This is a genomic window from Afipia massiliensis, assembly GCF_014203115.1.
In the GTDB taxonomy this organism is placed as follows: domain Bacteria; phylum Pseudomonadota; class Alphaproteobacteria; order Rhizobiales; family Xanthobacteraceae; genus Afipia; species Afipia massiliensis.
Map to the genome: position 1 here is coordinate 49,306 of NZ_JACHIJ010000005.1, position 14,640 is coordinate 63,945.

The 14,640-nt window shown below is 58.3% G+C and carries 10 protein-coding genes; 1 reads left to right on the forward strand and 9 read right to left on the reverse strand.

Translation table 11 applies throughout. The features are described 5' to 3' along the window. Positions 1 to 85: 85 nt before the first annotated feature. From HNQ36_RS17170 to HNQ36_RS17195, 6 genes are all read right to left on the reverse strand, one after another. Positions 86 to 2,404, reverse strand: a complete 2,319-nt coding sequence (locus HNQ36_RS17170; RefSeq protein ID WP_056296683.1) for an nSTAND3 domain-containing NTPase — start codon at positions 2,402 to 2,404, stop codon at positions 86 to 88. After that, positions 2,401 to 4,449 (reverse strand): ATP-binding protein, encoded by a 2,049-nt coding sequence (locus HNQ36_RS17175; RefSeq protein ID WP_056296686.1) that lies wholly within the window; start codon positions 4,447 to 4,449, stop codon positions 2,401 to 2,403. The genes HNQ36_RS17170 and HNQ36_RS17175 overlap by 4 nt, the downstream gene beginning before the upstream one ends. Then, a complete protein-coding gene (locus HNQ36_RS17180; protein ID WP_056296689.1) occupies positions 4,446 to 4,976 on the reverse strand; it encodes a hypothetical protein in 531 nt (176 codons plus the stop codon). Before HNQ36_RS17180 ends, HNQ36_RS17175 begins: the two co-directional genes overlap by 4 nt. Beyond that, a complete protein-coding gene (locus HNQ36_RS17185; RefSeq protein ID WP_082512525.1) occupies positions 4,976 to 6,295 on the reverse strand; it encodes an SIR2 family protein in 1,320 nt (439 codons plus the stop codon). Before HNQ36_RS17185 ends, HNQ36_RS17180 begins: the two co-directional genes overlap by 1 nt. After that, complete coding sequence (locus HNQ36_RS25965; RefSeq protein WP_200941186.1) at positions 6,292 to 6,522, reverse strand: hypothetical protein; 231 nt, start codon at positions 6,520 to 6,522, stop codon at positions 6,292 to 6,294. Before HNQ36_RS25965 ends, HNQ36_RS17185 begins: the two co-directional genes overlap by 4 nt. A 125-nt stretch (positions 6,523 to 6,647) precedes the next feature. Next, a complete protein-coding gene (locus HNQ36_RS17195) occupies positions 6,648 to 8,300 on the reverse strand; it encodes a hypothetical protein (protein ID WP_056296696.1) in 1,653 nt (550 codons plus the stop codon). Between the two features lie 419 nt (positions 8,301 to 8,719). On the opposite strand from HNQ36_RS17195, the gene HNQ36_RS17200 reads away from it, so the two are divergent. Beyond that, the gene (locus HNQ36_RS17200; protein WP_156464357.1) at positions 8,720 to 8,950 is read left to right on the forward strand and encodes a hypothetical protein; all 231 of its coding nucleotides are present in this window, start codon (positions 8,720 to 8,722) and stop codon (positions 8,948 to 8,950) included. 617 nt (positions 8,951 to 9,567) lie between these two features. Here HNQ36_RS17200 and HNQ36_RS17205 read toward each other — a convergent pair. From HNQ36_RS17205 to HNQ36_RS17215, 3 genes are read right to left on the reverse strand one after another with little or no spacing between them, the layout of a single operon-like run. Next, positions 9,568 to 12,753: an efflux RND transporter permease subunit gene (locus HNQ36_RS17205; RefSeq protein WP_246395423.1), complete on the reverse strand. Its 3,186-nt coding sequence runs from the start codon at positions 12,751 to 12,753 to the stop codon at positions 9,568 to 9,570. Then, entirely contained in the window at positions 12,750 to 14,165 is a 1,416-nt protein-coding gene (locus tag HNQ36_RS17210; protein WP_184087147.1) for an efflux RND transporter periplasmic adaptor subunit, read from the reverse strand. Before HNQ36_RS17210 ends, HNQ36_RS17205 begins: the two co-directional genes overlap by 4 nt. Next, a complete protein-coding gene (locus HNQ36_RS17215) occupies positions 14,162 to 14,569 on the reverse strand; it encodes a FixH family protein (RefSeq protein WP_184087150.1) in 408 nt (135 codons plus the stop codon). The genes HNQ36_RS17210 and HNQ36_RS17215 overlap by 4 nt, the downstream gene beginning before the upstream one ends. Positions 14,570 to 14,640 lie beyond the last annotated feature (71 nt).

Below are 14,640 nucleotides of genomic sequence, written 5' to 3' on the forward strand. Positions count from 1 at the left end.
AAATTCGAGCACAAGTTTCTTTCCTATGGGACCTGTCCTTTCAGAAAAGACCTCAATCGGGCCTCTTGATCGGTGCAAGTCTTAGCTATTTGTCAACATCGTCGAACACCGAACGCTTCGTCATAACCGTAGAAGAGGGTAAAATCTCCTCTTTCCTCTGCGTCACGATGTGCGTCCAATCAGTTTCGTCTTCGGTGTCTTCATCCCGCTCACGCTTGCGCTCTTCAAGAGCTTCGATAGATTGCTTCACCTGACTGCGCGCGTCGTTGACTAAGGCCGCAGCGTCCGCATCGATGCCAATCGCCTCCAGGCAATCAAGTACACCAAGAAGCTTCTTGAAGTGGCTCTCAGGTTCTTCGTCCAGGTCAGCATCCGTGGCAATTTCGTCGATACGCTCTTCAAGCGATGGTAAAATCTTCGCCCGCAGCGAGATTCCTAAGCCGACAAGACGGAGCGGCGGAATGAGAGCGAGCATTTCCTCTTCCTCAAAGAAGGAAGCATCGAGATCCACAAGCGCAGAGGACTCGAGACTATCGGCCGCCTCCATGCGAAGGTCATCGGGCAGAACACCCATACGATGGGCGCGGGCGTGGGTAGCCAATCGGGGATCGCTGCCGGCGAGTTCAGTTTGCCAGCATGAGCGCTGAAGTAGACCCGAAAACTGCTCGATTGCCTTCGCTAATACTTCATCGCTAGCGCGATAAGACAAAAACTGGAACAGCATCCAATTGCGGTGCCATTCATCGGGGGTGTGGCCGAGCCGACCGACCAGAGCATCGTCGAGCGTCGCCGGAATGACAAGTGCGTCTCGAATCAGAGGCGAGCCCTCGCACGTGAAACTGTTGAGAATGGTGTCGATCGTCGCGCCCCGTATGAGCGCCGCCATCATATGCGGCTTCTGACGCAGGATCTCCGTCAGCGCGTCGGATATCGTCGGATGGGCGAAGGTCCATTTTGATCCGGAAAGTTTCAGGAACGAGCCCTTCAGCTCGGCGAAACAATCCTGGACCTTAGCGAGGCTGTACCCCGTCAGCTCCGCGACCGCCTGCGCGGCCAACACATCGTGGTCGCTGGGATCGAAGCCGGCTTGATGGACGTAAACCAAGATGAGCGCGGCTTGAAGCTGATCATCCAGGGCATTGACCGTATCGATCAAATGCTCTGTCGGTTCTTCCATGAAGCGAACGAGGGAGCTTTCGCGAGGCGCGAGCCCCTTGGTGAAGTTCGGATCGCCAAGACGTTCCGCAATCCCAGGAAGAAAGTCGTGTACGGCGGCGACTGCGGCCAGGTGTGGCTTGACGCTTGATCGCCAGCTCTGGCTCTGCTCGCCGAAATTCACATGGTTATAGAGGATCTGCGCCTTCTCTTCGAAGGTCAGCTCGCCGACATCGACGACGGCGCTGCCATCGACAAATTGGGCAAGGTTGCGTTGTCCGAGCCGACGCCGCGCCGCTTCATAGATATGCTTGCGGGAGGTGAGGAGGAATCGGTTGCCGTGCTTGATCGCGGCCCGCAGCTTCGAGAAAGCCGACGCCCAGTCCTGCACATAGTCGTCGCGTAGCACATTCGAGCCGAAGGCGTCATCAATCCAGAAGAAGCGGCCCGGATCGTTCGGATTCCAGCCGGCCTCGAAATCGCGCGGACTGGTCAAAGCTAGAACGGTGTTGTCCGGGTTTTCCGAAGCGATCGTCGAGACGATCGCGCCGATCGCTGATTTGCCGCTTGATGGATTGCCCAACAGCAGCACCACGCCGTGGTTGGAAATGGCGTTGACGGCGTCGCGATGCGCTTTTGTGGGCACATAAGTGCGGAGCTTTGGAATCCAACTGTCAAGGAGCGCCCGGCTCTGCTCGCTCAGACGCTCATCAACGATCGACGTGAGGTCTCCCAGGCCGTAGACCTGTGGGACGAGGGCCCGCAGGCGGGCGCTGGTTCTGATGACCCGGACAATATACTGGCGACCAAGAATGTGCGGCCTGCGCACGCCGAGCACCCGAAGCCTGGCGCGCATCGCCGCCGCGACAGGCGCATCTACGCTCATGTTCGTCATAAAGGCGTAGGTGTCCGCCTGACCGGCTTTGACCAGTTCGTCGACATTCTCAAGCTCGGCGGTGAGATCGCTGAGCTTCAAGGCCTTCATGGCATCGGACGTATGCTTGCACTGGACGGTGCCGATGGGCGTTGCGGCCGTTCCCGAGGGGATGAGGAAGACCGCGTCCTGGCCGCCGTCCTGTGCTTCACGGAAGATCTCTACGGGTCGGCCGAGCACGACCTCGCATACCTGCGAACAAAGATCCTGAAACGCGCGCCAGCCGATGGTGTGGAGCGCCAGATCGCTCCAGGGTCCGTGCGCACGGCGTTCGCGTGGCGCTGGAAGCTCGATCTGCGCGCTCTCAGTCGTCATGCAGTGGCTACACCACGTAAAACACCGACCGGCATCGGATTGATTTCCTGGTCGATGACCACGCTTGTGGCGCCGAGCGGACCAAGGTCGATGTCGAGACGCCGGCCTCCCTCCGTCGAGGTGCTCACCAAGCGCCGGCACAGCAGATCGGCCAGCGCGGGGTCTTCGACGGCGCAGATTATCTGGCGCCCGTCCAAGCGCAGAGCGGCGAGCACTTCGACCAGGTGAAGGGCTCTGAAATCGTCGATGTGCTGAACGGGATCGTCGAGTAGAAGGGACCTAAGCGGTGTCCACGCCCGCGCAAGATGGACCGAAAGAAGGAAGGCGAGACCGGCGGCGCGACGCTGGCCGCTGCTAAAGACGAATTGCGGGTTCAACCCGTCGCCGACCTTGAGGCTCAGGAAACGTCGGACGTCACCGCGGATGCTGTAGTCGATTGTCCGCCAGTCGGCGTGCGGTCGCAGGCGTTGATAGAGCTCATTGAGCAGAGGACTGATCTGAGCGAGGCGCTCGTCGATGATTTCCGCGCTGACACGTCGGACAGAGCGTTCGATTTCGCGGGCCGCTGTGACGGCATTTTGGGACTGGCTGACCGACTGCGCCAGCTTTTCGATTTCAGCGCGCAGCGCCGAGATGTTGCTTTCGATCGACGACATTCGCGAGACCGCTTGCGAGGCCTCCAGCACGAGTAGCGCGCGCTCGAGGTCGATCAACCGGTCGCGTTCTGGAGAAATGGCCTGCTCCAGCCTGTCAGGATCCGGGATGAAGCGGTGATCGAGCCCCCACTGATCGTAGAAATCCACGTGCGCCGCTTCCTGGTCGCGCAGACGCCGCAGCTCGTCCGCATGAGCTTGGATCACGGCGGTGGCTGTCTGCAACGTGAGGCTGGGTTGTCGCGCGTTCAGTTTCGCGGTGGCGAGAGCATCACGGGCGGCCTGAACGCCCGACGCCAATTTTGTAATCCGTTGACGCGCGGCGGCCAGACCGGCAGCGAATTCGTCCGATGTTCGATGGGCTGCGCATAGCGGGCAATGATCGTCGTGTAACCCGAGGCGCTCGCCATGTTCAACGAGGAGACTCAGCGACGTCGCCATCGCGTCCATCTCTTCTTCCCGCGAGAGACGTAGTTCGGCTTCCGAGACGGCTTTCTGTGCGGCCTCATGCTCGCGCTGCGCTGCTTCGTGCGCTGCCGATGCGGCCTCGCGGTTCGCCACAGCCTCGGGAGCGTTGTAGAGCGCCTGCGCCGCCGCGACCTCTCGACCGAGTTGAAGCGCTTCGCCCATCCGACCCAATCTGGCTCGTCCGTTTGCGAGCGCGCTTCGACCTGCAGCCAGACGTGCCGTCAGCTCGGTGGGCGCATCCGGCGCCGCGGCGGCGATCACCTGAAGCGCGCCGGACGCATCACCTGATCGGCTGAACGCGGCTTGTGTCTCGGACTGCTGCGTCAGTCTGTCGGCCAGTCGCGAGCGGGCAGCCTCATAGGCGGCCTCGTCTTTAGTGTGCGCGGCTTCGGCGGCAGTCACGATTTCCTTGGCTCTGCTACCGGCTTCCGATCCTTCCAATGCACCGAGCGCCGAGCGCACGAGATCAAATCGCTCCGTTTCAGTGAGATCCAGGCTGAGCGCGGCGATCCATTCGTCGCGGATGATCGACGTCCGGGTGAGCTGCCGAAGTGCGTCGTCTGGTGCAGGTCCACGGCAAAGCGCGGCGTGGATATCCTCCGCTGAGCGATCGGAGCCACGTTCCCGCGTCCGCGTGATGGTGAATGGGTTCCCGCTGTCGTCGATGAAAGAGGCTGTCACGTAGTGGGCTTTGGGAACACCTTCGCCGCGCCACCAAAGGTAGTCGCTGAGGCTCTCCTTCGCGGCCTTTTCGACGGCGTACTTGTCGATCGAGCCTGTGATCGCGAACTCGACCGCATCACACAGCGTGCTCTTGCCCACGCCGTTGCGACCGGTGATGACGGTGAAGCCCCGTCCGAAATTGATCCGGACGAGATCCCTGAAGCCACGAAAGCCGCATACTTCGATGAAATCAAGCCTCATGACGTCGCCCCTAAGATGCGAGCGATCTCTGCCGGCGTGGTTTCGCTGAGAAACGCGGTAACGGCATCCGGAGGGATGTCCTTCAGCCTGGTCCGCAGTCTTGTTTCGAAGTTGGACGCGCCGAGCAACGGCTTGGAGCGTATCGACAGTAGCGGTAGCAGCGCCTTCTCAACGTCATCAGGTGTGGTGATGGAGGCCCTCGCGATCTTTCGGGTCAAAGAGAAATCCTCTTCGATGCGCTCGATCTCGCGCCCTCGGCGCGCATCCTGATCCGGGGTCAGGAAGACCGAATACACGTTCCACGCCTTTACTCCGGCGCCGCGCAACGAAGTGGCATGCCGAGCGAGCGCGATTTTCTGGTTCTCCTTCCAGGCGCCGAGGAGAGCGTCTGCACTGTCGAAGACGTGGACGAATCCCATCAGCGCCGCGTTTTCGAAACAGGTCACCGGGCCGGCCGAGCCGGTCCACGTCCAGGTTTCATACTGTGCGTCGCGAAGGAGGATTTCGGTTTGGGTGAAGATGTCCATCAGATGCCCAACGCAGCTCTTGCCCCAGGTAGGTCGTACCATTCACCTGCCGGGTCTGGACGAATGACGTCACCGGTGCGTCCGCTGCGCACGACATTGTCCGGCACGCCCAAGTCGGTCGCGCCTACCGCGACGACAATGTCGGACTGCATCGCGGCAGGCGGCTCGAGGAACTTCCCACGTAGCGTCCCGATAATGGATTGCGCCCCGTTGAGGACTCGGATGCTCCGGCCGTTCAGATGATAACCATCGGCGCGTTGAACGGCGCCAGCCTGACGGAGCAGCAAGTGGAAAAAGCCGAGGGCTTCTGGATTTGCTGGACGCAGGAGCTTGGCCGGCTCTGCCGCCGAGACGCCTTCGGCATCCCGCCTCAGACCATAAAGGGCCTCGCTGTCGAAATTTCCGACGTCTAGCCAAGCCGGGTTACACTGAGCTCCGGTAGCTTGCTCGAAGGCGGCTCGTCCGGCGTCCAGGACCTGACGCAGGTAGTTCGATGAGAAAGCTCGACGCAGCTCGTCGAGCGCCGCAGCCCCTGACTCTTGAACATGTTCGAACGTCACGTTTTGTGCGTGCGCGATCTCCCAGAGTTGTGGGGCCTTCTGCTCGAGCGCGTTTGTCGGCGAGAGGTCGATGACAGTCACGGACAACGGCTGCACGTCGATCAGCGCTTCGCCGATAACGGCGTTGAGGTATTGCCAGTCAGACCAGAAGCCGACGACGAGCAGGTCCTTCTGCCGAAGGTTGGCAGCCATCCAAACTTTGCTTCGCGCAATGCGCCCCGAAATGGTTGGATCGTCGAGCTGTGAAGGCGCCCAGACCGTGGCTTGCCGATCACGGTGGGAGCAGCCATGGAATTTCAACAAGGGTGCCTGACGGATGGAATCGGCGGTGGCTTCGTCTCCGTCGAGCGAGCCGCGGAAGTCCGCGCCGTAGTCCCAAGCGCGTCGCTCGATCAGCGTGTCGTAGTTGCTCGATATGCCCGCAACGGCGGCGCGGGTAATGAGAAAATCTGCGATTGCTGCATGCCCTGCATTCGAAGGCCGCACAAAAGCGGGCCAAGGCACGAGGTGTTCGATGAAGACCGATTGTAGGGTGTTGAGGCCTGCAAAGTGCTCGGCGAGTGCCTCCAGATTGTCCCGAAGGCCGAGGTCGCAGTTCGGGTCAGATTCGAGACGGTATCTGTCGAAGCAGCGCTCAGCGACCATCCGTGCGGACGGCAGGCAGCTGGGCGGCGCCATCGACAACCCCGCGCCGCAGACCACGAGGAGGCGGCCTGCGTTCATTGAAGCCAGAAGCCGAGCGATCGTCTGAGGGGTCACGCGATCCCCTTTCGAGTGCCTGTCCGGCGACGAAGCACCTTCGTGGCTTGCTGCGCCATGTTGTCTAGATATTCGATTCGAACAGGCGATCTCTCCAGCAACGTTACGGTCAGCTCAAGCTTTCCGCCACTCTCTTCGTCGTAACCACGCTGCGTTACCAGATACTTATCTTCCCGCTTTTCGAGCTTTGAAACGGAAGGCTTCTTAATGTTCAAGGCAGTTGCCATATTCTCTTCCGGTTGGCGTGACGCGCAGAGGCAATTAACCCCTTGCCGCCATTCTTTGTAACATGCTTCGACTGCTCGCACGATTAGATAGAGTAGCCGTGCTCGAAATTTGCCGCTGCTTGGGATTATCGTCGCTTCTTCAGTACCTCCTTGGCAAGATCGACGCACTCCCTGAAAGTTGCTTCCGATACACAATGGTCTCGAGGCCTGAACTTCCTACCATTCGGCCCCAAGGAATAAGGCGAATTCAGAAAAGGTTGCGCCGCACTGCCCAATATCGTGAAAACCTCTCGCTCCAAGGTTATTCGCCACCGATGTATTTCTTCGGCCTTTGATCGCTCACGAGCACGTTTATCGACCGCATCACGCAAAAGGGCTAGCGCATGGTTCATGCCATCCTCCCCTTCGATGGCAGCCTCTAACGGCGTCTTTCCATTAAGAAACAGATGCGCTGTTTGGATCCACAATGTCCACTCGCCTCCATGCGCGGATGCCGTCGATTGAATCCTTTGCCGGCGCCCATCCATAGCCAGACGCAGCGATTCGGCCTTTGCCAATCCCTTGGCCTCCGCTTCCAGTTTCCGTGCGTTTACCTGGCGCTCCTGCTCACGCTCTATCGGTAAGCGGAGCGCCTGAAGTACTGACATCCCATTCCGGAACATCATCGCCTCGATCTTGTGCAAGGGGGCGACCATCTCGTCGAATGTGCCATCATCGGCTTCTATCGCGGCATCAAACGATAGTCCTCCATCCTGTGGCAACTTCAGCCACTCGTCGGCGGTGAGATCACCGCTCTCTTGATCCGGTAAAGATGCCAGTATCCTTTCAATGCGTCCCGTAAGATTTGTTCTGCGGGATGCCTTGCGTTGATCGCTAGCGCGTAGATCAAGGAGTCCGTCGAACACGCTTTTGGACAGCCAATACGACCGGTGCTTTTGGAGTATCCCTCTCTCAACAAGCTTATCAAGGTACGCTTCGACCGCTCGATAAGGACTGCGGAATTGGTCATTCCGCCCTCGCGCAGCATCTTCGAGTTCAGGCCGAATGTAGTCAAAATCGGCTCTGGTAAACTTTTGCTTCTTCAGCCAGTCGAAAAGCGCCTTGTGCCGATAGGAGGAACGCTCTGCGTCTTTGGGCAAAAAGGTACGAAGAAGCGCAAATTGCCATTCCCGTTCGGTTACGCGAAATCCGCCCGCCCCACCTACTGGGCATCCGATATGAGCACCCAGCCCAATTCGGAAGAATTCTGCGTCTTCATCGGATGGTTCGACCTTGCGGCTCGCCAATTCCTTCAGGCCCGCGTCGTATCGCTGCAGACAATCCGTCACTTCCTTCTCGAATCTGAGACGTTGCACATCGAGTTTGGCTTGATGCCTCGTGCGCATAGCCTCGACTTCGGCATCTATCTTTGGATGAAAGAGCCAATGTCGTCCGGCTTTCTCTAGTACAGCTTCTTCAACATCGGACCGCGATGAATTCCTAAGAAGACGCGACAGATCGATCTCGATCGCAGCAATTCCCTGGTTCTTAAGTTCGATTCGCTTCAACTCGTCGCATGCATGTGTCACGTAGATTTCAACAAGCAAGCGGTGTCCGGCGCGTTGGGCATAAAGGTCCGGCACTATGGTTTTAAGATGCTGCGCTTCTACGACTGCGCTGTCGAAGCGAACAAGTCCCGCCTTGTGTAAAACTACAACCTCACCATTGAATTCGGCTCTGACCTCAGGAAGGTTGAGGCGACACTTCGTCGCAACGATCTCCTTCGCAAGCTTGTGCAATGCCGATTCCGGCGCATTCGCGCATGCATAAGAAGCCTGATGTCCAAAATGATGGGTTAAATAGTCCCCTTTTCTCGCAATGAGCGGGGTACCGCATGCTGGGCAAGTGCAGCCGCACGCAGACCCGCGTTCAACCTCCGAGACGTGTCGAATTCCGCCGTTTACATCGACACCGTAGACGAGTTTGACCTCCCTAGATGAGTATTCTGAAGATACGTGCTGGCTCACGAGCGTTCTACTAATCTGGATTTCATTAGGGAATCATATGATTCTCCCTTCGACAGAAAGGTTTCGGCGGCACGTCTAAATCCGTCAACCAGTTCGAGATGCGCTTCCGATAAGAGCCTCAAAAAAGCTGACGGCAGTCGTGATCGACCAGTTTCCGCCGATAACCTCCGCAAAATAGGAGTTTTCCGACAATGGGCCAGAGACTTTCCGCTATTTTTTCCGCGAGATTGGACGAGCAGGAGCTTGCGGACGAAGTCGAACGCGCGAAAGCCGGATTTTCCGGACTGGGAGGCGCAGGCCGTAAACTGTCGCAAACCGCAGGACTGGGTGACTGGGGCGAAGGATTCGAACCATCAGATGGTGGAGGCCACACGCTCAACGGCGATCAACTGATAATCATTTCGTCGTTTCCTTATCAGTGAACGTCTCGATGGATTTCATCCTTCAATTATCAGCCAGCTTCGCTGGCTAACCGAATTTTCGCTTTGCACAAGACCCGACGTCACTGAACGTCCGCTTTGGGTCAAAAGCAGACTTCTCGGCGCACAGACAAGCGCAGTTGAGATGGAAATTTCTCGCCTATCTGGCCTGCACCCAGTGCGATCGAACCGATCTCTGGCTCAACTCCTCTGAAAACTGGAATATTTTCTGCGAGGGCCAGAGAATAGCTGCCAATTTTAGTCGGGTTGGCGGGAAAACGGTCCCTGTGGAGAATACGCCCGCGCGAAAAGCCCGCCATTGGCGGCCCTTTTTCGCAACCAACGGAGAAATTCTCCTAATCACGCACTGGCTGGCTGTCGTGGGAGGATTCGAACCGCCGCATTCCCAATTGCAAAAACCCCTTTGATTTCTCAAGAGAATTTTGCATTTTTTCTGGGTTTTCGGGCCTAGAGACTTTTGCACCCACCGGATGCTGAACCGGGAGCATGCACCTCTCTGAAAACAGCTAAGCAAAAGCTCTCCGGCATCCCGCCATTCTGGCACGCCATTTAGAACCTCACGCCAGCGGGCCATCAAGAAGCACAACGCCCTTCCAAAGCTACTCGATAATCTGCCCAATGCCCTCGCGCGTATGACTTGTTCGAGAATAGCCTGCGTGAGTACCCTGGGCAGCTATTTTGAGCGCAGCCTGCTTTACCAACCCGTAGATCGCCGGGATCACAATCAGCGTTAGCAGCGTCGATGAGATCATGCCGCCAATCATTGGAACAGCAATGCGCTGCATGATCTCGGAGCCGGTGCCGGTGCTCCACATGATCGGAAGCAACCCCGCCATAATGGCGACCACCGTCATCATCTTGGGCCGAACGCGCTCGACCGCGCCTTCCATGATCGCGTCGTAGAGATCGTGGTGCGTCAATGCACGACCCTCGGCATCGCGTCGTGCCCTGACTTCCGCCAGCGCTTGATTGAGGTAGATCAGCATCACCACTCCGGTCTCGCCCGCGACGCCAGCCAGAGCGATAAAGCCGACAACAACCGCCACCGACAGATTGAAACCGAGCCACCACATCAGCCAGATGCCGCCGACCAGCGCGAATGGTAGCGAAAGCATGACAATCATGGTGTCGGTCACCGATCGGAAATTGAGGTACAGCAGCAGGAAAATGATCAGCAAAGTCAGTGGCACCACGATCTTGAGCCGCGCAGTCGCGCGTTCGAGATATTCGTACTGTCCGCTCCATACGACATAAGAGCCCGGTGGAAACTGGATGCTCGCTTTCACAGCCTGCTGGGCATCGGCAACATAACCGCCAATATCGCGATCCCGAATATCGACGTAGATATAGATGGCGAGTTGACCGTTTTCCGTGCGGATCGACATTGGCCCGCGCGCCGGCGATATCTTGGCAATCTCGCCCAGCGGCACCGCACCGCCTTTGGGCATGGGAACCAGAACATCGTTGGCAATCGCTTTGGGATCGCTGCGCAGGTCCCGCGGATATCTCATGTTGACGCTGAATCTCTGCCGGCCCTCCACGGTGATCGTGACTGATTGTCCACCGAGTGCGGTTCCGATGACGTCCTGAACGTCCTGAACCATGATTCCATAGCGAGCCAACGCAGCACGATCCGGTGTGACGTCCAGAAAATATCCCCCGAGGCTGCGTTCGGCATAAGCCGACGATGTGCCGGGCACGGCTTTCAGAACCTGTTCGATCTGCTTTGCCAGCTTGTCGATCTGGTTGAGATCGGTGCCGATGACCTTGACGCCGATAGGCGTGCGGATCCCTGTTGAAAGCATGTCGATGCGGGCCTTGATCGGCTGCGTCCAGGCGTTTGAAACTCCCGGAAACTGCAACGCGCGGTCCATTTCAGCCGTTAGGCTTTCCAGCGTGACCCCCGGCCGCCATTCGTCTTTCGGCTTCAGGTTGATCACCGTTTCGAACATTTCGGAAGGCGCAGGATCGGTTGCGGTGGCGGCACGACCGACCTTGCCATACACCGACGCGACTTCCTGGAACGTTCGGATGATCTTGTCCTGTGTCTGCAAAAGCTCACCGGCCTTGGTCACCGAAATTCCTGGCAGGGTTGTCGGCATATATAGCAGCGTGCCTTCATTCAGGTTTGGCATGAACTCGGTGCCAAGCTGACGTGCAGGCCAGATCGTGACCGCGAGAATGACAAGCGAAACAAAGATCACAGCTGTTTTCGCGCGCATCACAATTTGGATCACCGGCCGATAGATCCAGATCAGAAAACGATTGATCGGATTCTTGTGTTCCGGAACGATCCTCCCGCGGATGCAGACGATCATCAGCGCAGGCACCAGTGTGACCGATAGCAGGGCCGCAGCAGCCATCGCGAATGTCTTTGTGAACGCCAATGGGCTGAACAATCGCCCTTCCTGCGATTCCAGCGTGAAGATCGGCATGAATGAGACGGTGATGATCAGCAGGCTGAAAAACAGCGCCGGACCCACCTCCGAGGCCGCTTCGATCAGCACATCGATCCGCGAGCGGCCCGGCGCGGCCCTCTCCAGATGCTTGTGCGCGTTCTCGATCATGACGATAGCAGCATCGACCATGGCGCCAATCGCAATGGCGATACCGCCAAGGCTCATGATGTTGGAGCCCAGCCCAAGCAGCTTCATGGCACCGAACGCCATCAGAACGCCGACCGGCAACATGATGATCGCCACCAGCGCGCTGCGGACGTGCAGCAGAAATACGATGCACACCAGAGCGACAACAACGCTTTCCTCCAGCAGCGTGTGCTTGAGCGTGGCAATCGCGGCATTGATCAGATTGGAGCGGTCGTAGACCGGCACGATCTCCACAGATTGTGGAAGGCTGCTGGCGATTTCCTTGAAGCGCTTCTTGACGTTCTGGATAACGTCGAGGGCATTGACTCCGAACCGCTGCAGCACAATGCCGCTGGCGACCTCACCCTCCCCGTTCAACTCAGTGACACCCCGCCGCTCATCCGGACCAAGTTCGACGCGCGCAACATCCCGCAACAGGACTGGCGTACCGTTGTTGGTTTTGAGAACGATGTCGCCAAGGTCATTGATGCCCTTCAAGTAGCCCTTGCCGCGAATGACGTATTCGAACTCTGAGAGTTCAACCGTACGCCCGCCGACATCGGCATTGCTGGCCCGGATCGCCTCGCGCATCTTCTGCATCGTAATGCCGAGATCGCGCATCCGCTGCGGATTGAGAATGACGTTGTACTGCTTGACGAAACCACCGACGCTCGCCACCTCGGCAACACCCTCCGCCTTCGCGAGCGCGAATTTGAGATTCCAGTCCTGAATCGCGCGCGTATCTGAAAGGTTGAGCTCTTTGGACATCACGGCATATTGGTAGACCCAGCCAACGCCGGTCGCGTCCGGCCCCATGGTCGGCGTCACGCCGGCAGGCAACCGCGAGGCTGCACCATTGAGAAACTCAAGGACGCGCGAGCGTGCCCAATACATGTCGGTGCCATCCTCGAAGATGACGTAGACGAACGAGACACCGAAAAAGGAAAACCCGCGAACCACTTTGGATTTTGGGACCGTGAGCATCGCCGTCGTCAACGGATAGGTGACCTGATCCTCGATCACTTGCGGCGCCTGACCGGGATACTCGGTGTAGACAATCACCTGGGTATCGGAGAGATCGGGAATGGCGTCGAGCGGCAGATGCGCGAGCGCATAGATTCCCGCTGCAATGGCAAACCCGGCACCGAAGAACACCAGCAACAGATTGCGGGCCGACCAGGAAATGAGACGGGCAATCATTGCTGGGCTCCTGCGTCCGAGAAGCCTCTAAGCGCAGCCTTGAGGTTGCTTTCCGCATCGATCAGGAAGTTCGCCGAAACAACAACGGCCTCTCCTTCGGTGACGCCATCCGTTACCTCCACATACCCGTCGCCCCGATGACCAATCTTCACTTCGCGTGGCTCAAATCGCCCCTCACCCCTATCGATGAACACCGCCTGTTTGGTGCCAGTGTCCAAAACAGAGCTGTCTGGAATGGTAACGACCGACGCTGGGTTGCCAGTGTTGATTTCCGCATCGACATACATGTCGGGCAGCAACGCGATATCTGGATTTGCCAGTTCAATGCGCACTCGGCCTGTGCGTGTCTCCTTGTTGACCTGCGGATAGATCACACTGATTTTTCCGCCAAACTCACGCCCAGGGAAACCGCGCGCCTTGATGACAGCGGGCTGGCCAACCGCCAATGCGCCGAGATCGCGTTCGGCAACATCGATGGTGGCCCAAACCACCGTCGGATCGGCAACCCGAAACAACACCTCCCCCGGCTGAGCGCGCATACCCTCGACGACATTGCGCTCCAGCACGAGGCCGTCACGCGGTGCGGTCCAGTCGATCGCTATCGGCACCACTCTCGTCTTCTCAATGGCAACGATGACGGCTTCAGGGATATCGAGATTCATCAGCCGCTGCCGTGAACCGCGGCCATATGCTGCTTCACTTGAGGTGATCTTCGAGTTCAATGTCGTGACATATTCCGCTGCGGCGCTGGCTACAGCAGGACTGTAGACTTCCATCAACAGCTGGCCCTTGGTGACTTTTGCGCCAGTCGTGACATCCGCTACTTTTTGCACCCAGCTCTCGGCACGCATGGAGATGACGGAGATTCGGCGTTCGTCGAGTTGGATCGTTCCAGGCGCACGGATCAGCGTGCGGATAACCCGCAGCGCCGCAGGTTCTGACTTCACGCCCGTGCGTTGTATTTTTCCGGGCGAGAGTTTCACCGAACCATCATCACTGTCTTCACCTTCGAAGACGGCGACGTAGTCCATTCCCATCGAATCTTTCTTGGGTGTTGGAGATGTATCAGGCAAACCCATCGGGTTGCGGTAGTATTTGATCTTGCGCTCGGCCGACATGGCAGGTGCCGGCTCGGCTACCGGCGGATCTTCAAAGCTGATGTCCGCACTCGCCGGTACGCTACGATAGTCGCGGCCCTCTTGGGTCTTTTTGGGAGCCAGCGAATAAAACGGCTTACCGTCCGGATCCTGATAATAGACGGTTATGCCGCTGTCGCGAGCAGCGGCAGGCGTGACAACCGCCATATTCCGCGCGTCGTTCGGCTGAATACGCGTGCGTCCCAACAGGAACCCACCGGCAGTGGCCGCAATGAGCGAGGCGACGGCGACGCTTGTGAAAATGGTGCGGTTCATTTCTGCGCCGTGATAACGAGTTTGCTTTCCACGGTCCCGGTCTCACCCTGCACTTTCGCGCCGAGCGAAAGCTGCCATCGGCCAGCCATGCCGAAAGTTGCCTTGAATGTGTAAGTCCCAGGTTCGGCACCGGGCATCGCGGCAACTTTGGTCGCCATTTCCTGCATGCCGTCCGGCGCCATATCGAGACGAGTTGCGAAGATCACAGCGTCCGACACCGGCTTGCCGGTGGTCTTGTTCACGAGCCAAACAGTCACGATCTTATCCGGGCCAGCACTGACGGTCGCATCAACCAGTTGAAATTCGTAATCTTTGATATCGGCACGAGCCATGGTGATCGATGCGATCGCGCACACTCCGATGAACGCGGCCCAAACGGCGCGCGCGTATTTGAACATCTTCATTTTGGAAGCCTCAGTATCCTGACCCTGCCGCTGGGCGGCATGCGTTAGCCGCGCAAACGATAGCTCGCGCG

Excerpts from the sequence above, each read along its gene's own strand:
- HNQ36_RS17175 (WP_056296686.1), bottom strand. The coding sequence starts at position 4,449 with ATGAGGCTTGATTTCATCGAAGTATGCGGCTTTCGTGGCTTCAGGGAT.
- HNQ36_RS25965 (WP_200941186.1), bottom strand. The coding sequence starts at position 6,522 with ATGGCAACTGCCTTGAACATTAAGAAGCCTTCCGTTTCAAAGCTCGAA.
- HNQ36_RS17180 (WP_056296689.1), bottom strand. The coding sequence starts at position 4,976 with ATGGACATCTTCACCCAAACCGAAATCCTCCTTCGCGACGCACAGTAT.
- HNQ36_RS17210 (WP_184087147.1), bottom strand. The coding sequence starts at position 14,165 with ATGAACCGCACCATTTTCACAAGCGTCGCCGTCGCCTCGCTCATTGCG.
- HNQ36_RS17200 (WP_156464357.1), top strand. The coding sequence starts at position 8,720 with ATGGGCCAGAGACTTTCCGCTATTTTTTCCGCGAGATTGGACGAGCAG.
- HNQ36_RS17205 (WP_246395423.1), bottom strand. The coding sequence starts at position 12,753 with ATGATTGCCCGTCTCATTTCCTGGTCGGCCCGCAATCTGTTGCTGGTG.
- HNQ36_RS17170 (WP_056296683.1), bottom strand. The coding sequence starts at position 2,404 with ATGACGACTGAGAGCGCGCAGATCGAGCTTCCAGCGCCACGCGAACGC.
- HNQ36_RS17215 (WP_184087150.1), bottom strand. The coding sequence starts at position 14,569 with ATGAAGATGTTCAAATACGCGCGCGCCGTTTGGGCCGCGTTCATCGGA.